The sequence below is a fragment of the Paraburkholderia denitrificans genome (genome assembly GCF_042655705.1).
Lineage (GTDB): Bacteria > Pseudomonadota > Gammaproteobacteria > Burkholderiales > Burkholderiaceae > Paraburkholderia > Paraburkholderia denitrificans.
The window spans coordinates 441,165-457,948 of record NZ_JBHSMP010000013.1 but is presented as its reverse complement, the minus strand read 5'-3'; the positions used below and the strand labels follow the sequence as shown (position 1 = coordinate 457,948).

Annotated in this window: 13 protein-coding genes and 1 pseudogene; 11 read left to right on the top strand and 3 right to left on the bottom strand. The window is 66.0% G+C overall.

From position 1 onward, the window contains the following. Nucleotides 1-130: 130 nt before the first annotated feature. Nucleotides 131-997: an enoyl-CoA hydratase/isomerase family protein gene (locus tag ACFPTO_RS11560; protein WP_377711489.1), complete on the bottom strand. Its 867-nt coding sequence runs from the start codon at nucleotides 995-997 to the stop codon at nucleotides 131-133. A gap of 47 nt (nucleotides 998-1,044) precedes the next feature. Beyond that, entirely contained in the window at nucleotides 1,045-2,037 is a 993-nt protein-coding gene (locus ACFPTO_RS11555; RefSeq protein WP_377711488.1) for a fumarylacetoacetate hydrolase family protein, read from the bottom strand. 147 nt (nucleotides 2,038-2,184) lie between these two features. Here ACFPTO_RS11555 and ACFPTO_RS11550 point away from each other — a divergent pair, with 147 nt between their 5' ends. The 6 genes and pseudogenes from ACFPTO_RS11550 to ACFPTO_RS11525 all read left to right on the top strand — a co-directional run bounded on the left by ACFPTO_RS11550 (nucleotide 2,185) and on the right by ACFPTO_RS11525 (nucleotide 9,705). After that, complete coding sequence (locus tag ACFPTO_RS11550; protein ID WP_377711487.1) at nucleotides 2,185-3,618, top strand: DUF3108 domain-containing protein; 1,434 nt, start codon at nucleotides 2,185-2,187, stop codon at nucleotides 3,616-3,618. A gap of 412 nt (nucleotides 3,619-4,030) precedes the next feature. Further along, nucleotides 4,031-4,819, top strand: a complete 789-nt coding sequence (locus tag ACFPTO_RS11545; RefSeq protein WP_377711486.1) for an alpha/beta fold hydrolase — start codon at nucleotides 4,031-4,033, stop codon at nucleotides 4,817-4,819. A gap of 168 nt (nucleotides 4,820-4,987) precedes the next feature. Further along, nucleotides 4,988-5,245: a BTH_I0359 family protein gene (locus ACFPTO_RS11540; RefSeq protein WP_377711485.1), complete on the top strand. Its 258-nt coding sequence runs from the start codon at nucleotides 4,988-4,990 to the stop codon at nucleotides 5,243-5,245. A 204-nt stretch (nucleotides 5,246-5,449) separates the two neighbouring features. Beyond that, on the top strand, nucleotides 5,450-6,544 hold the full coding sequence (locus ACFPTO_RS11535; protein WP_377711484.1) for a homocysteine S-methyltransferase family protein: 1,095 nt from the start codon (nucleotides 5,450-5,452) through the stop codon (nucleotides 6,542-6,544). Continuing rightward, nucleotides 6,545-9,325, top strand: a pseudogene (gene metH / locus ACFPTO_RS11530) (methionine synthase); the annotation flags it as partial. Between the two features lie 179 nt (nucleotides 9,326-9,504). Next, nucleotides 9,505-9,705, top strand: a complete 201-nt coding sequence (locus ACFPTO_RS11525; protein ID WP_377711483.1) for an acid-shock protein — start codon at nucleotides 9,505-9,507, stop codon at nucleotides 9,703-9,705. Between the two features lie 140 nt (nucleotides 9,706-9,845). On the opposite strand, the gene ACFPTO_RS11520 is transcribed toward ACFPTO_RS11525, so the two are convergent. After that, entirely contained in the window at nucleotides 9,846-10,172 is a 327-nt protein-coding gene (locus ACFPTO_RS11520) for a DUF1840 domain-containing protein (protein WP_377711482.1), read from the bottom strand. A 316-nt stretch (nucleotides 10,173-10,488) separates the two neighbouring features. Between ACFPTO_RS11520 and argS the strand changes: the two genes are divergently transcribed. The 5 genes from argS (at nucleotide 10,489) to ACFPTO_RS11495 (ending at nucleotide 16,479) form a co-directional block, all read left to right on the top strand. Beyond that, the gene (gene argS / locus ACFPTO_RS11515; protein ID WP_377711481.1) at nucleotides 10,489-12,273 is read left to right on the top strand and encodes an arginine--tRNA ligase; all 1,785 of its coding nucleotides are present in this window, start codon (nucleotides 10,489-10,491) and stop codon (nucleotides 12,271-12,273) included. 142 nt (nucleotides 12,274-12,415) lie between these two features. Next, nucleotides 12,416-13,225 (top strand): SPOR domain-containing protein, encoded by an 810-nt coding sequence (locus ACFPTO_RS11510; protein WP_377711480.1) that lies wholly within the window; start codon nucleotides 12,416-12,418, stop codon nucleotides 13,223-13,225. A gap of 128 nt (nucleotides 13,226-13,353) precedes the next feature. Continuing rightward, complete coding sequence (locus ACFPTO_RS11505; protein WP_377711479.1) at nucleotides 13,354-13,992, top strand: thiol:disulfide interchange protein DsbA/DsbL; 639 nt, start codon at nucleotides 13,354-13,356, stop codon at nucleotides 13,990-13,992. A 16-nt stretch (nucleotides 13,993-14,008) separates the two neighbouring features. Then, a complete protein-coding gene (locus ACFPTO_RS11500) occupies nucleotides 14,009-14,785 on the top strand; it encodes an SDR family oxidoreductase (protein WP_377711478.1) in 777 nt (258 codons plus the stop codon). Nucleotides 14,786-14,838: 53 nt separating this feature from the next. Continuing rightward, nucleotides 14,839-16,479: an ABC transporter substrate-binding protein gene (locus tag ACFPTO_RS11495; RefSeq protein ID WP_377711477.1), complete on the top strand. Its 1,641-nt coding sequence runs from the start codon at nucleotides 14,839-14,841 to the stop codon at nucleotides 16,477-16,479. Nucleotides 16,480-16,784 lie beyond the last annotated feature (305 nt).

Below are 16,784 nucleotides of genomic sequence, written 5' to 3'. Positions count from 1 at the left end.
CAAGTGGGAACACTGTTGTCCGATCATACCCCGCGGACCGTGCCGTGCGCGATGGCCCGCGTTCGGGCCCGCCAGCCTGCCCTTTGTTGGCGTTGTTGACGTTGTGGACGTTGTGGACGTTGAGCGGACATCAAGGGCCGAACAGGTCGCCAGAAGGATCGCCGAACGGATCGCCAAACGGATCGCCGCCGGGAAAATCCGGCGCGCGCCGTTCGCGCAGCGACTGCACGCCCTCGCGCACATCCGGACCCGCGAAGCCCATGAATTCGAGCGCGAGCGACGTGTCGAAAGTCGGCCCGGCCATGCGCAGCCAGTTGTTGAGCGCGTACTTGGTCCAGCGCACGGCGGTCTGCGAGCCGTTCGCGAGCCGCGCGGCCACCTCGAACGCCTTCGGCAGCAGATCGCTTTCGTCCACCGCCAGCGACACGAGGCCGATGCGCTCCGCCTCCTCGCCGCTCACCGGCTCGCACAGCAGCAGGTAGTACTTCGCCTTCGCCATGCCGCACAAGAGCGGCCACACGATCGCCGCATGATCGCCCGCGGCGACGCCAAGCCGCGTATGACCGTCGATGATGCGCGCGGTCTTCGCCGCAATCGAGATATCGGCGAGCAGGCCCGCGACGAGCCCCGCGCCCACGGCCGGGCCGTGCATCGCCGAAACGACCGGCTTGCTGCAATTGATCACGTTGTAGACGAGGTCGCGCGCCTCGCGCCACACGCGCGCGCGCACGTCGAAATGCGTGGCCATGTCCTCGACGAGCTGCAGATCGCCGCCCGCCGAAAAACCCTTGCCCTCGCCGCGGATCAGCGCGACGCGCGCATCGGGATCGCGGTCCACGTCGCGCCAGATTTGCGCGAGTTCGCGGTGCATGTCGGCGTTGGCGGTCGCGAGCGCGCTCTTGTTCGCGCCTTCGCCGCTCATCACGATTTCGACGATGCCGTGCGCGTGCCGCTGCACCCGCAGGGCGCGATAGTGGGCGTAGAAAGGATCGTTCATGCGCAGGTTCTCCTTGCTTCGGATGGCTGACGACTTTTAAGCGACGCTCATACCGCTTCATGCGGCGGCGCGACCGCCTGGTCGATCGCACCGAAAATCGACTTGCCCGCCGCGTCGAGCATCTCGATCTTCACCGTGTCGCCGAACTTCATGAATTCCGTGCTCGCCTCGCCGTGCTCGATTGTTTCGAGGCAGCGCTTTTCGGCGATGCAGCAGTAGCCGCGCTTCGCGTCCTTGTTCGAGACCGTGCCCGAACCGACAATCGCGCCCGCGCGCAGATTGCGCGTCTTCGCCGCGTGGGCGATCAGCTGGCCGAAGTGGAACACCATGTCCGTGCCCGCGTCGGGCTGGCCGACCTTCTTCCCGTTCCAGTGAACCAGCATCGGCAGATGCACGCGGCCCTCGCGCCAGTGCTCGCCCAGTTCGTCGGGCGTCACCGCGACCGGCGCGAACGACGTGGCCGGTTTGCTCTGGAAAAAGCCGAAGCCCTTCGCGAGTTCTGCGGGAATCAGGTGGCGCAATGACACGTCGTTGGCGAGCGTGACGAGGCGCACCGCCTTGAGCGCGCCCTCGGGCGTGGTGCCCATCGGCACGTCGCCGGTGATCACCGCCACCTCGGCCTCGAAGTCGATGCCGAACGCTTCGGACGCGCACACGATGTCGTCGGCGGGGCCGATGAAGTCGTCGCTGCCGCCCTGGTACATGAGCGGATCGGTCCAGAACTCGGGCGGCATTTCGGCGCCGCGCGCGCGGCGCACGAGTTCGACGTGGTTCACATACGCCGAGCCGTCCGCCCATTGATAGGCGCGCGGCAGCGGCGCCATGCAGTTGCGCGCATCGAAACTGAAGCTGTTGCGCGCGCGCCCGTGGTTGAGCGCATCGTAGAGATCGAGCAGTTGCGGCGCGTAAAAGCGCCAGTCGTCGAGCACGCGTTGCAGCGTCGGCGCGATCGTGTCGGCGATGGCGGCGGTGCGCAGGTCGCGGGAGACGACGATCAGCTGGCCGTCGCGCGTGCCGTCCTTCAGCGTGGCGAGTTTCATAAAAGCGGGCGTTGTGCGTATGACGATGGAGGAAATGTATTCTACGATGGTGAATCCGCCCGGCCAAAGCGTGCCAAAGCGTGCCAAAGCGGACTCAAGCGGGCCATGTCACAGTAACGTTCATCCTCTACCGCCCCATTCCAGCCGATGTCGACCGCCACAGCCCCGATCCGCCCCGAGCGAACCGGCTCCGACCAGCCGCGCAGCGCGCGCGCGTGGCGTTGGGTGGCGGTGTTCATCGCGGTCGCGATCCTGCACGGGCTCGCCGTGGCGTGGTTCGAGCGGCACCGCGATGTGGCGCCGCCTGCATCCGCCGCGCACGTGCCGGTTCAGGTTGCGCTGCTCAAGCCCGAGCGCATCGAACGCGAAGCCCCTCCCGCAACAGCCGCCGCCGCACCGAAACCCGCCACGCACCGCGTGCGCCACGCGCCGCACGACGCGCATGCGCTCCATGCCATTACACCGCTCCGACCGCTCCGGCCGCCCCGGCCGCATCCCAAGGTCCCGGTCGAACCGCCCGCATCGAGCGCCGCCACCGCCACCGCGCCGTCCGACGACGCTGCTGCCAGCAGCGCGGCAGCAAGCGCCAGCCCGGTCGGCAGTACGAATGCCGCATCGGGCAACGGCAATACGCCATCGGCGCCCGCGGCGAGCGCATCGCATGGCGTGAAGTTCTCGGTCCCGCCGTCGGGCGACCTGCAGTACGACACGTTCTATAACGGCGTGCGCAACCAGCCGGGCACGATCCACTGGACGAGCGACGCGCGGCACTACGAGATGGTGGTGTCGGTGCCGCTGCCGTTCGTGGGCACGTTGAGCTGGACGAGCCGCGGGCGTGTGGATGCGTTCGGCCTCGCGCCGGACCAGTACATCGAAAAGCGCGGCCATCGCCCCTCGGACGTGACGGTCTTCAACCGCGACAACAAGCAGATCGTGTTCACGCGCACGCCGAACTCGCTCGCGTTGCCCGACGGCGCGCAGGATCGCTTCAGCATGGTCATGCAACTCGCGAGTCTCGTTCGCGGCGACCCTGGCACGTACCAGCCCGGCGTCACGCGCGCGTTCTACGTCGCCGACAACGATAGCGGCGAAGACTGGCCCGTGACGACGATCGGCGACGAAACGGTGCAGACGAACCACGGCTTCGTGACGGCGCGCCACTTCATGCGGCTGCCGCGCCACGAAGGCGACAGGCGGCGCATCGACGTATGGCTCGCGCCGTCGCTCGACTGGCTGCCGGTGCGGCTCGTGCAGACCGAACCCAACGGCACCGAATTCGAACTGCTGTGGCGCGGCGCGCTGGCGTCGCCCGCGTCGAACGATGCGAGCAAATCAGGCAGCGCCGGCGTAGCCAGCGACGCGGCCAACGCCGCAGCGCCCGCGATGGGAACGGCGCCAGCGGGCGCATCGGCCACGGCGCCTGGCGACACGGCGTCCGGACCATCGGCACCGCCAGCCGCATCCGAACCGGTTGCACCCGAACCGGCTGCACCCTCGCCCGCCGCGCCGGAACCGGTTGCGCCGTCGCCCGCGGCGACAACGCCGCAGCCGCCGGACAGCGAAGCGCCCACACAGCCTTGAGTCCGTGAATCTCGCCGGCGCGCCGGGCAAAACATGTCGGTAACACACGCTCACAAACGCGCGTCGCCAGTCGGCCCACGTTCCGGCAAGCATGCGGGAAATAGCGCATACTCGATTCACTGGATGCGCGCTTTATCGACCGCAACGCTCGTGCACCGCTCGTCATGAAGCCGCGCATCCTGAAGCAACCCGCGGCAACCCGCGGCACGCCGCGCACTGTCCTTCGTGAAGCTAAGAGCAGACAAAAGATCGAGGCACGCCGTTCAACCCTGGTTCGAGAACCGCATTCAGCACCGCAGCGCAATTCGTCCCGCGTATGTTCGATGCGCGCGGGTGGCTCCACCAGCGTGACGTTCACGCAGCACCTCGCAAACAGCCTGACTTCCTGCCCCGCAACGTGAAGGAGGAAACCATGCAAGTGAGCGTCAACGGCATCGACATGCACTACGTCCTCGACGCGCGCAGCGGCGGTCCTTCGCTCACGTTCGTGCATCAGCTTGGCGGCGATCTCACTGTGTGGGACGCGTTGGCCGGTCACTTCCGGCATCGCTACAACGTGCTGCGCTACGACGTGCGCGGTCACGGCGCGAGCGCCGTTTCGCACGAAGCGTTCGGCTTCGCGCAGCTAGCCGCAGATCTGGGCGCAATCCTCGATGCAAACGGCGTAACGACGACGCACCTCGTCGGCGTGTCGATGGGCGGCATGATCGCGCAACAGTTCGCAATCGAGTATCCATCGCGCGTGCTCTCGCTCACGCTGTGCGACACGTCGAGCCGCACGCCGCACGAAGCACACACGATGTGGACCGGGCGCGCCGCGCTCGTGCGCCGCGAAGGCACGGCGGTGCTCGCGAGCGCAACGATGGAGCGCTGGTTCACGCCCGATTTCCGCCGCATGCACGGCGAAACGGTCGAGCAAATTTGTGACGTTTTATTACGCACAGCTTCGGAAGGCTATGCAATGGCGTGCGAGGCGCTACGCGAATTCGACGTCCACGAGCGGCTCGCACAACTGCGCATGCCCGTGCTCGCAGTCGCCGGACGATACGACAGCGGCACGCCGGTTGCGCTTACGCAGGCAGTCGCCGAGGCCATCGCAGGCGCGCGTTTCGAGATCCTCGACGCGGCACATCTGGCCCCTGTAGAGGAATCGCATCGATTCACAGCGTTGCTTGAAACGTTTTTGCGGCAGTCGGTCTAACAGCTACGACTGAAGGAGGCAGCAGCACGAGAAGGCGGAAAAGAAAAGGACGAGTAGTACTGAAGAGCGGCTGAAGTGTGGTGATGCAGGCCCACTTGAATTCCAGAACGAACGCTCCATTTATGCCGGTAAGGATGCGAGGGAGCACAGGAAAAAAGGAGTGTCGCCATGCAAATGATCTACAACAGTCAGAACTATTGCGTTGTCGAGTTCCCGCCACAAGACGGTCATGTCGTCATGAGTTCGGGCGGCTATGAAATCGTCGACAAAAACGCGCGGCGCGAGATCTTCATCGAAGGCGCTCTGGCGGCGAGTTTTCGCGAGCACGTACAAAGGCTGATCGAAGAAGAGCCGTCGCTCGACGAGGTCGACGAGTTCCTCGGACAGTTCGACAGTCTCATGCAACAACCGGTGGTGCTTCACTAACCTCGCGCACAGGCGGCACTCGAGCACACGCTCAGGGAACCCCGTCCGCTTCGGCGGACGGGGTTTTGCTTTTGGGGCCCGCCGCGCAGTGTGCTTCACAGCGTGACTTGCAGCGTGCTTCGCAGCGCCCGACGGATCCGCCCGTCAGCCGCTACAATAACGGGTTCTCCCCCCGTTCAACCGGCATCCAGCCCGCGCGCACCCATGAACCAGCCTGCCGATAACGTCTCCAGCACCGCCGCCGCCCGCACGGACGAGCGCGTCGTGCCCGCCCAGTACACGCGCGGCGCCGCCTTGCCCGCGCTGCTCGCGTCGCGCATCCTGATCCTCGACGGCGCGATGGGCACGATGATCCAGCGCTACAAGCTCGACGAAGCCGCGTATCGCGGCGAGCGCTTCAAGGATTTCCCGCGCGACATCAAGGGCAACAACGAACTGCTCTCGATCACGCAGCCGCAGATCATCCGTGAGATTCACGAGCAGTATCTCGCCGCCGGCGCCGACATCATCGAGACCAACACGTTCGGCGCGACGACCGTCGCCCAGGCCGACTACGGCATGGAAGACCTCGTCGACGAGATGAACCTCGCATCCGCGAAGCTTGCGCGCGCCGCATGCGACCAGTACTCGAGCCCGGACAAGCCGCGCTTCGTCGCGGGCGCGATCGGGCCGACGCCGAAGACCGCGAGCATCTCGCCGGACGTGAACGATCCGGGCGCGCGCAACATTACCTTCGAGGAACTGCGCGCCGCGTACTACCAGCAGGCGAAGGCGCTGATGGACGGCGGCTGCGACCTGTTCCTCGTCGAGACGATCTTCGACACGCTCAACGCGAAGGCCGCGCTGTTCGCGCTCGACGAGCTGTTCGAAGACACGGGCATGGTCCTGCCGATCATGATCTCGGGCACCGTCACCGACGCATCGGGCCGCATTCTCTCGGGCCAGACCGTCGAGGCGTTCTGGAACTCGCTGCGCCACGCGAGGCCGCTCACGTTCGGCCTGAACTGCGCGCTCGGCGCGGCGTTGATGCGCCCGTACATCGCCGAGCTGGCCAAGCTGTGCGACACGTATGTGTCGTGCTATCCGAACGCGGGCCTGCCCAATCCGATGAGCGACACCGGCTTCGACGAAACGCCCGCGGACACGTCGGGCCTGCTCAGGGAATTCGCCTCAGCAGGGCTCGTGAACGTCGCGGGCGGCTGCTGCGGCACGACGCCCGATCACATCGCGGCGATCGCGAAGGCGCTCGCCGACGTCAAGCCGCGCCGCTGGCCCGGCCAGTATCGCGACGCCGCCTGACCCCACGTACAGCTGCAAAGCGCCTCGCCCATTCAAGACAACCTGACGATCCGGTCCCACGCCATGACTGACCACACCTTGCGACTCTCCGGCCTCGAACCCTTCAACGTCAACGAAGGCTCGCTCTTCATCAACGTGGGCGAGCGCACGAACGTAACGGGCTCGAAGGCATTCGCGCGGATGATCCTGAACGGCCAGTTCGACGAGGCGCTCGCCGTGGCGCGCCAGCAGGTCGAAAACGGCGCGCAGGTCATCGACGTCAACATGGACGAAGCCATGCTCGACTCGAAGGCGGCGATGGTGCGCTTCATGCACCTCATCGCGTCCGAGCCCGACATCGCCCGCGTGCCGATCATGATCGACTCCTCGAAGTGGGAAGTGATCGAAGCGGGCCTGCAATGCGTGCAGGGCAAGGCGATCGTCAATTCGATCTCGCTGAAGGAAGGCAAGGAGCAGTTCGTCCACCACGCGAAGCGCATTCGCCGCTACGGCGCGGCGGCGGTCGTGATGGCCTTCGACGAACAGGGCCAGGCCGACACGTTCGAGCGCAAGACCATGATCTGCAAGCGCTCCTACGAGATCCTAGTGAACGAAGCGGGCTTCGCGCCCGAGGACATCATCTTCGACCCGAACATTTTCGCCGTGGCGACGGGCATCGAAGAGCACAACAATTACGCCGTCGACTTCATCGAAGCGACGCGCTGGATCAAGCAGCACCTGCCGTACGCGAAGGTGAGCGGCGGCGTGTCGAACGTGTCGTTCTCGTTTCGCGGCAACGACCCGGTGCGCGAGGCGATTCACACCGTATTCCTCTACTACGCCATCCAGGCGGGCATGGACATGGGCATCGTCAACGCGGGCCAGCTCGGCGTGTATGCCGATCTCGATCCCGAGCTGCGCGAGCGCGTGGAGGACGTGGTGCTCAACCGCCGCGCCGACGCGACCGACCGCCTGCTCGAAATCGCCGACAAGTTCAAGACCGGCGCCGCGAAGAAGGAAGAGAACCTCGAATGGCGTAATCAGGGCGTCGAGAAGCGTCTTGCGCACGCGCTCGTGCACGGCATCACGAACTTCATCGTCGAGGACACGGAAGAAGCGCGCCAGAAGATCATGGGCGGCGGCGGGCGGCCGATCAACGTGATCGAAGGGCCGCTCATGGACGGCATGAACATCGTCGGCGACCTGTTCGGCCAGGGCAAGATGTTCCTGCCGCAGGTCGTCAAATCGGCGCGCGTGATGAAGCAGGCCGTGGCGCACCTGATTCCGTTCATCGAAGAAGAAAAGCGCCTGCTCGCCGAAGCGGGCGGCGACGTGCGCGCGAAGGGCAAGATCGTCGTCGCGACCGTGAAGGGCGACGTGCATGACATCGGCAAGAACATCGTGTCGGTCGTGCTCCAGTGCAACAACTTCGAAGTGGTCAACATGGGCGTGATGGTGCCGTGCAACGAGATCCTCGCGAAAGCGAAGGTCGAGGGCGCGGACATCATCGGGCTCTCCGGCCTCATCACGCCGTCGCTCGAAGAGATGGCCTACGTCGCGTCCGAAATGCAGCGCGACGACTACTTCCGCGTGAAGAAGATTCCGCTCCTGATCGGCGGCGCGACGACCTCGCGCGTGCATACCGCCGTGAAGATCGCGCCGCAGTACGAAGGGCCGGTCGTGTATGTGCCGGACGCGTCGCGCTCGGTGTCGGTCGCGTCGAGCCTGCTCTCGGACGAAGGCGCAACGAAGTACCTCGACGACCTCAAGAGCGACTACGACCGCATCCGCGTGCAGCACGCGAACAAGAAGACGCAGCCGCTCGTGACGCTCGAAGAAGCGCGTGCGAACAAGACGAAGATCGACTGGACGAACTTCCAGCCGGTGAAGCCGAAGTTCATCGGCCGCCGCGTATTCAAGAACTTCGATCTGAACGAGCTCGCGCAATATATCGACTGGGGCCCGTTCTTCCAGACCTGGGATCTCGCGGGCAAGTACCCGCAGATTCTCAACGACGAGATCGTCGGCGAGTCGGCGCGCCGGGTGTTTTCGGACGGAAAGTCGATGCTCGCGCGCCTCATGCAGGGCCGCTGGCTCCAGGCGAACGGCGTGCTCGCGCTTCTGCCCGCGAACACCGTCAACGACGACGACATCGAGATCTACACCGACGAATCGCGCAGCGAAGTGGCGCTTACGTGGCGCAGTCTGCGCCAGCAGACGGTGCGTCCGGTGGTGGACGGCGTGATGCGTCCGAACCGCTCGCTTGCCGACTTCATCGCACCGAAGGAGTCGGGCGTGGCCGACTACATCGGCATGTTCGCGGTGACGGCGGGCATCGGCGTGAACGTGAAGGAAGCTCAGTTCCAGAAGGACAACGACGACTACAGCGCGATCATGCTCAAGTCGCTCGCGGACCGCTTCGCGGAAGCGTTCGCCGAAGCGCTGCACGCACGCGTGCGCCGCGACCTGTGGGGCTACGCCGCGAGCGAGACGCTCGATAACGACGCGCTCATCGCCGAACAGTACGCGGGCATCCGGCCGGCGCCGGGCTATCCGGCCTGCCCGGACCACCTCGTGAAGCGCGACATGTTCGACGTGCTCCAGGCGAACGAGATCGGCATGAGCGTGACCGAATCGCTCGCGATGCTGCCCGCTGCGAGCGTCTCGGGCTTCTATCTCGCGCATCCGGACAGCAAGTACTTCTCGGTGGGCAAGATCGGCGCCGATCAGCTCGCCGACTACGCGCGCAGGATGGCCCTCTCCGATCCGGACGCCCGCCGCGCGCTCGCGCCGCTGCTTTGACGCAGGCATTCGCGCGGCGGCCAGTTCGAAGCCGGGCCGCCGCGTGTGACTTTCCCGCCCGGCAAGACGAGTCGGCAATACCATAGCCACAGGCCCGAAGGGCCGACCCGGCCTGACCCGGTCCGCCCTGGCTCGATAGTCAGCCAGTCCCTGACAACAACACTCGACGGAGAAATCGTATGAAGAAGCTGACGTTGATGTTGACCGCCTTCGGCGTCGCCGCACTCGCGCAGCCGTCGGTCGCCCAACCAGCCGCGCCACAGGAAGCGAGCGCCGTGTCGTCGTACTCGGCGCCCACCGTCAAGCACGTGAAAAAGCCGAAGAAGATGAAGGCGAAGCACGGCGCGGATGCAGCTGCGCCCATGGCCGCCAGCCAGTAAGCGAGTCTCTCGCCCTCACCCTCACCTTCCGCATCGTGCCGCACGTGCGGCGCGCACAAAAAAAGAGCCCGCGCGATGCGGGCTCTTTGCTTTCGTGCTGGTTCGGAAGCAAGCGCGGCCAGAAACAGCCTGACGCGCGATTAGATCCCCCAGACGATGTCGTTCTGCTCCGTACGCGCCGCGCGCAGCATGTCGAGGAACGGAAACGCGCGCTGGGCGAGACCGACCGGCACTTCGTGGTGTGCGTGGTCGTCTTCGGTTTCGTGGAAATGGCCCTCGTGCTCCGCGCGTTCCTTCTTGTCAGAGACGATGGCCTCTTCGAGCTTCGTGATCGCCGCATCGAGTTCGTCGTGCGTGATCACGCCGCGTGGCTCGAGCCGCTTGCCGATGATCCCGAGCAGGTAGTGGGCGAGGTTCTCCAGCATCGTGACATCGGGTGCCGCATGGCATTTGAAGGTAACCAGCATGACAATTCCCCCTTTGATTTTTTGAGGTCCACGCGTTCCGGCCCGCAGACCGCAAAAGCCTGCGAAAGCCTGCAAGCGAGCGACCAGCGAGCCCATCCCGGCAATGACCCCGCGCGGCAGCCGCCTGAAGGCAGCGCCCGCCCTTGCAGGGCATCTCATTGCACATATTAGCACCTGCTAAAATCCGTCTGAACGGAATTACCCGCAAGGCGCGCCCGGCAAGGCGCAGGCCGGCTTCACGCCCACCGCGCGACGGTCCGCGACGGCCCACGCCATCGGAAAGCACTCAACTACCCGCACAGGACCTGCAACAAGCATGCTGCCCGCACAGAAACACACGCTGGAGACCCTGCTCGCCGACGCCGTCGGCCAGGTGACGAAGGCGCTCGAAGGCGCCACCGAATCGGCATTCGTCGTACCCGCCATCACGCTCGAGCGCCCGAAAGTCGCCGCCCACGGCGATGTCGCGTGCAACGTCGCGATGCAGCTCGCCAAGCCGCTGCGCGCCAATCCGCGCCAGCTCGCGCAACAGATCGTCACCGCCGCGCTCGCGCTGCCCGCCGCGGCAGGTCTCATCGAAGCCGCCGAAATCGCCGGCCCCGGCTTCATCAATCTGCGCCTCACCGCCGACGCGAAGCGCGCCGCGATCGGCGCCGTGTTCGCCGAAGGCGAAACGTTCGGCCGCTCGCAGCGCGAAGCGGGCAAGCGCGTGCTCGTCGAATTCGTGTCCGCGAACCCCACGGGGCCGCTGCACGTCGGCCACGGCCGCCAGGCCGCGCTCGGCGACGCGATCTCGAACGTGCTCGCCTCGCAGGGCTACGGCGTGCACCGCGAGTTCTACTACAACGACGCGGGCGTACAGATCCACAACCTCGCCGTCTCGACCCAGGCGCGCGCGCGCGGCCTGAAGCCGGGCGACGCCGAGTGGCCCGAAGCGGCGTACAACGGCGAGTACATCGCCGACATCGCCCGCGACTATCTCGCGGGCGCAACGGTCGCCGCGAAAGACGGCGAGCCGGTGAAGGGCGCGCAGGATCCGGCGGATCTCGAAGCGATCCGCCGCTTCGCCGTGGCGTACCTGCGCCACGAGCAGGATCTGGATCTGCAGGCGTTCGGCGTGAAATTCGACCGCTACTACCTCGAATCGTCGCTCTACACGGAAGGCCGCGTGGAGAAGACCGTCGAAGCGCTGGTCGCCTCGGGCGAGACCTACGAGCAGGACGGCGCGCTGTGGCTCAAGACCACGGACTACGACGACGACAAGGACCGCGTGATGCGCAAGTCCGACGGCACGTATACGTACTTCCTGCCGGACGTCGCCTACCACGTCACCAAGTGGGAACGCGGCTTCACGAAGGTCATCAACGTGCAGGGCTCGGACCACCACGGCACCATCGCACGCGTGCGCGCGGGCCTGCAGGCGCTCGGCGTCGGCATTCCGAAGGGCTATCCCGACTACGTGCTGCACAAGATGGTCACGGTGATGCGCGACGGCCAGGAAGTGAAGATCTCGAAGCGCGCGGGCAGCTACGTAACGGTGCGCGACCTGATCGAATGGTCGGGCGGCGCCAATCCGGGCAGCGAAGTTTCGCCCGATCTGCTCGACGAGGCCACCGTCCGGCGCGGGCGCGACGCCGTGCGCTTCTTCCTGATCTCGCGTAAGGCCGACACCGAATTCGTGTTCGACATCGACCTCGCGCTCAAGCAGAACGACGAAAATCCCGTGTATTACGTGCAGTACGCGCACGCGCGAATCTCGTCCATCCTGAACGACTGGCAGGCGAAGCACGGCGGCAGCCTCGCCGCGCTGCCGCGGGTCGATCTCGCGCCGCTGTCGAGCGAGCGCGCGCTTGCGCTGATCGCGAAGCTCGCCGAGTTCCCCGACATGCTCACGCACGCCGCCGCCGAACTCGCGCCGCACGCCGTCGCGTTCTACCTGCGCGAACTCGCCGCAGAGTTTCACTCGTTCTACAATGCCGAACGTGTACTCGTCGACGATGCCGCCGAGCGCGACGCCCGCGTCGCACTGCTCGCGGCCACGCGCCAGGTGCTCGCAAACGGGCTGGCCGTGATCGGCGTGTCCGCGCCCGAGCGCATGTAACTGGCATCGAAGCGGGCTTCGAAGCAGGCCTCGCAGCAGGCCTCGAAGCAGGCTTCGAAGCGGACCTCGAGCGAGCGATACGCGACGCGATATGCATGGGGCCGTCCGCACCACGCGGGCGGCCATTCCAGGACTCCCTTGTTTGCAGGTGATTCAGACGATGGCACAACCGCGCCGCACTTCAAAACAGCAGTCGAAGCAGTCTGGGGGTACGTTTCTCGGTGTCGTGCTGGGCCTGATTGTCGGCCTTGCGATTGCGGTGGTCGTGGCGCTCTACATCACGCGCACGCCCACGCCGTTCGTTTCGAAGGTCGCGCCTCCGGCCGCCTCCGAAGCGAGCCAGGCCGACGCCCAATACGACCCGAACCGCGCGCTGCAGGGCAAGTCGCCCGGCCAGCCGGTCCCGCAGGCCGCGCAGGGCACGCCGCCCAACACCGCGCCGGGCCAGAGCGCCAATCCGTCACAGGCCGCGGGCATGCTCCAGGAGCCGCAGATCGTCGAAGTGCCGCCGTCGAGCACGCCGACCGATAACGCATCGGCTGCCGCGAACGGCGTCGCCGTGCCGTCACGGCCCGCCATCGCCGAGAAAAAGCCGCAGTCGGCGAGCAACCCCGCGCAGATCCTCGCGAACAACGAGCCGCAAAAGCCCGCGACGGCCATTCCGGCGCCGGCGGCGAAATTCGCGCCGGGCGCGCCTTCCGCCGCCGAGGCGAATACGGGCTATTTCCTGCAGGTGGGCGCGTACAAGACCTCCGCCGACGCCGAGCAGCAGCGCGCGCGTCTCGCGTTCCAGGGCTTCGAATCGAAGGTCACCCAGCGCGATGCGGGCGGTATCACGTACTATCGTGTCCGCATCGGGCCATTCACGAAGTTCGACGACATGAACTCCACGCGTCAACGGCTGTCTGACGCGGGCATCGATACAGCCGTTATCCGCTTCACGAAGCAGTAGCCCAGGCGCCCGCCGCAATGTGCGGGCAACTTGCAACGCATAACCCGCACGTCGGAGCCTGCGCTGCGCGAGCGTGCGGTCCAGCACAGCGCCGGCGTCGCCGGCCACGTCAACGTAGACAACAAGACATGAAACGACTTCTTGGTTCGCTTTTGCTTTCGCTTTCGATGATCGCCGGGGTCGCCCACGCCTCGCCCGCCGCGCCCGTCGCCAACAAGGACTACATAGTCCTCGCCGGACAGCAGCCGCTTGGCGTGCCCGCGGGCAAGATCGAAGTCATCGAATTCATGTGGTACGGCTGCCCGCACTGCAACGCATTCGACCCGTACCTCGAAGCGTGGGCCAGGAAACAAGGCCCGGACGTCGTGTTCCGGCGCATCCCGGTGGCATTCCGCGACGACTTCATTCCGCACTCGAAGATGTTCTACGCGCTCGACGCGCTCGGCCTCGTGCAGAAACTCACGCCGGCCATCTTCCATGAAATCCACGTGAACAAGAACTACCTGCTCACGCCGGAAGACCAGGCCAAGTTCCTCGCGACCCAGGGCGTCGATACGAAGAAGTTCATGGACGCGTACAACTCGTTCTCGACGCAATCCGCCCTCCAGCGCGACAAGGAAGTGATCAGCGCGTACAAGATCGAAGGCGTGCCGACGCTCGCCGTGCAGGGCAAGTACGAAACGGGCCCGGAACAGGCCGGCACGCTGCCGGGCGCGATTCAGGTGCTCGATTTCCTCGTCACGCAGGTCCGCGCGAAGAAGATGTAAGTCCCTGCGCGCCGGTATGAGTCAACCGTTGAAGGTCTTCATCACCGGCGCGTCGAGCGGCATCGGCGCCGCGCTCGCCGCCGAATACGCGCGGCGCGGCGCCATCCTCGGGCTCGTCGCGCGCCGCGCCGACGCCCTCGCCGGCTTCCGGCAGTCCCACCCGCAGTCCTCCGTCTCCCTCTATCCCGCCGACGTACGCGACGCCGAAGCGCTCGCCGACGCCGCGCGCGCATTCATCGAAGCGCACGGCCTGCCGGACATCGTGATCGCCAACGCGGGCGTGAGTCAGGGCGCAATCACCGGCCACGGCGACCTCGCGACTTTTCGCGACGTGATGGACACCAACTACTTCGGCATGGTCGCCACCTTCGAACCGTTCGCCGCCGCGATGAGCGCGGCGCGGCGCGGCACGCTCGTCGGCATTGCGAGCGTGGCCGGCGTGCGCGGGCTGCCGGGTTCGGGTGCATACAGCGCGTCGAAGGCCGCGGCGCTCGCCTACCTCGAAGCGCTGCGCGTCGAGATGCGGCCATTCGGCGTGAGCGTCGTCACGATTGCGCCTGGCTACATCCGCACGCCGATGACGGACAAGAATCCGTATCCCATGCCGTTCCTGATGGACGTCGACCACTTCGCCGCCAAGTCCGCCGAAGCGATTGCGCGCGGCACGCCGTTCGCGATCTTTCCGTGGCCGATGCGCGTGGCCGCCGCGCTGCTGCGCATGCTGCCGCGCTGGCTCTACGACCGCGTGTTCGAACGGGCTCCCCGCAAGCCGCGCGCCGCCGCCGACCACTGAACGGCACGCCCACGCGCGCACCCCGAACGCTACCGCAGACAACCGGAGATCCCATGCGCCTCACCTCACTTGTCCCTGCGCCCGGCGCACTGCGCGCCATTGCCTCGTTCGCTGGCTGGCTGACTGTCTGCGGCGCACTCGCCTGCGCGGCCGCGCCCGCAGGCGCGAAAGCGCTGACCGTCTGCACCGAGTCGAGCCCTGACGGCTTCGACGTCGTGCAGTTCAACTCGCTCGTGACGACCAACGCGTCCGCCGATGTGATCTTCAATTCGCTCGTCTCGTACGACGAGGCCGCGAAGAAGGTCGTGCCCGCGCTCGCCGACAAGTGGACCGTGAGCGCCGACGGCCTCACCTACACGTTCCATCTGCGCCCCAACGTACAGTTCCAGACGACGGCGTGGTTCAAGCCCGCGCGCGCGCTGAACGCCGACGACGTCGTCTTCACCTTCGAGCGCATGCTCGACCCGAACCATCCGTGGCACAAGGTGGCGGGCGCGAGCGGCTTTCCGCATGCACAGTCGATGGGACTGACGAAGCTCGTCAAGTCGGTTTCGAAGGTCGACGACAGCACGGTCCGGTTCGAACTGACCGAGCCGAACGCGACATTCCTCTCGATCCTGACGATGGGCTTCGCGTCGATCTATTCCGCCGGGTACGCGGACCAGCTCCAGAAGGCGGGCAAGGAAGTCGACCTCAATGCGAAGCCGGTGGGCACGGGTCCGTTCATGCTGAAGAGCTACACGAAGGATGCGCTGATCCGCTATGACGTGAACCCCGCGTACTGGGGGCCGAAGCCGAAGGTGGAGCACCTGATCTACGCGATCACGCCCGACGCCGCCGTGCGCGCGCAGAAGGTGAAGGCAGGCGAATGCCAGATTGCGCTTTCGCCGAAGCCCCAGGACGTCGCGGCGGCGAAGGCCGACAAGGCGCTGAGCGTGGTCGAGACGCCTGCCTTCATGACGGCATTTGTCGCGTTGAACACGCAGAAAAAACCGCTCGACAACCAGAAGGTGCGTCAGGCGCTGAACATGGCGTTCGATCGCACGACCTACCTGAAGACCGTGTTCGACAACACGGCGACGCCCGCAACGAATCCGTGGCCGCCGATCACCTGGGGCTACGCGCACGATGTTCAGCCGTATCCGTATGACGCGGCGAAGGCGAAGCAGCTGCTCGCCGACGCGGGCTACGCGAACGGCTTCTCGACGACGATCTGGGTGCGCCCGAACGGCAGCGTGCTCAATCCGAATCCGCGCGTGGGCGCGGAGCTGCTGCAGGCCGACTTTGCGAAGATCGGCGTGAAGGCCCAGATCAAGGTGATCGAGTGGGGCGAGCTGATCAAGGAAGCGAAGCAGGGTCAGCACGACACGCTGTTCATGGGCTGGGCCGGCGACAACGGCGACCCGGACAACTACCTCTCGCCGCTCTTTAGCTGCAACGCGGTGAAGTCGGGCATCAACTTCGCGCGCTTTTGCGATCCGCAACTCGACAAGCTGATCGCCGACGGCAAGACCACCGCCAATCAGACCGAGCGCACGAAGCTTTACGAAGCGGCGCAGAAGATCATCCGCGATCAGGCGCTGTGGATTCCGCTCGGCTATCCGACCGCAACGGCGATCACGCGCACCAACGTGAGCGGCTATCGCGTGAGCCCGTTCGGACGCCAGAATTTCGCGGACGTCGCGGTGCAGTAATCGCTCATCGTGCCGCTTGCCTTCTGTCGACGGCGGGCGAATCGACATTTCAGTGCCGTTACAACGATTACACGAGGGGCCCGTGTTATTACCGGCCCTTACTGCAAACCGCGTGCAAACCGCGTGCAAACGACGTGCAAGCGGCGCACGCCGCGCGTTTTCCGCGTGCGGTGCGCCGCCCGGAAAACCCGTTGCACGGTCCACCATTGGCGTGGCTGCGTCATGCGGCGCGGCTGCGTCGAAGCGTGGACGTCGCCACGCGGCGCGCCTCGCGTGCGCGCAGGCTGGAACATTTGGCCCAACAA

Bases quoted from the DNA above. Each gene is read 5' to 3' on its own strand.
- ACFPTO_RS11525 (WP_377711483.1), top strand. From the start codon at position 9,505: ATGAAGAAGCTGACGTTGATGTTGACCGCCTTCGGCGTCGCCGCACTC.
- argS (WP_377711481.1), top strand. From the start codon at position 10,489: ATGCTGCCCGCACAGAAACACACGCTGGAGACCCTGCTCGCCGACGCC.
- ACFPTO_RS11505 (WP_377711479.1), top strand. From the start codon at position 13,354: ATGAAACGACTTCTTGGTTCGCTTTTGCTTTCGCTTTCGATGATCGCC.
- ACFPTO_RS11535 (WP_377711484.1), top strand. From the start codon at position 5,450: ATGAACCAGCCTGCCGATAACGTCTCCAGCACCGCCGCCGCCCGCACG.
- ACFPTO_RS11540 (WP_377711485.1), top strand. From the start codon at position 4,988: ATGCAAATGATCTACAACAGTCAGAACTATTGCGTTGTCGAGTTCCCG.
- ACFPTO_RS11520 (WP_377711482.1), bottom strand. From the start codon at position 10,172: ATGCTGGTTACCTTCAAATGCCATGCGGCACCCGATGTCACGATGCTG.
- ACFPTO_RS11550 (WP_377711487.1), top strand. From the start codon at position 2,185: ATGTCGACCGCCACAGCCCCGATCCGCCCCGAGCGAACCGGCTCCGAC.
- ACFPTO_RS11500 (WP_377711478.1), top strand. From the start codon at position 14,009: ATGAGTCAACCGTTGAAGGTCTTCATCACCGGCGCGTCGAGCGGCATC.
- ACFPTO_RS11545 (WP_377711486.1), top strand. From the start codon at position 4,031: ATGCAAGTGAGCGTCAACGGCATCGACATGCACTACGTCCTCGACGCG.
- ACFPTO_RS11555 (WP_377711488.1), bottom strand. From the start codon at position 2,037: ATGAAACTCGCCACGCTGAAGGACGGCACGCGCGACGGCCAGCTGATC.
- ACFPTO_RS11560 (WP_377711489.1), bottom strand. From the start codon at position 997: ATGAACGATCCTTTCTACGCCCACTATCGCGCCCTGCGGGTGCAGCGG.
- ACFPTO_RS11495 (WP_377711477.1), top strand. From the start codon at position 14,839: ATGCGCCTCACCTCACTTGTCCCTGCGCCCGGCGCACTGCGCGCCATT.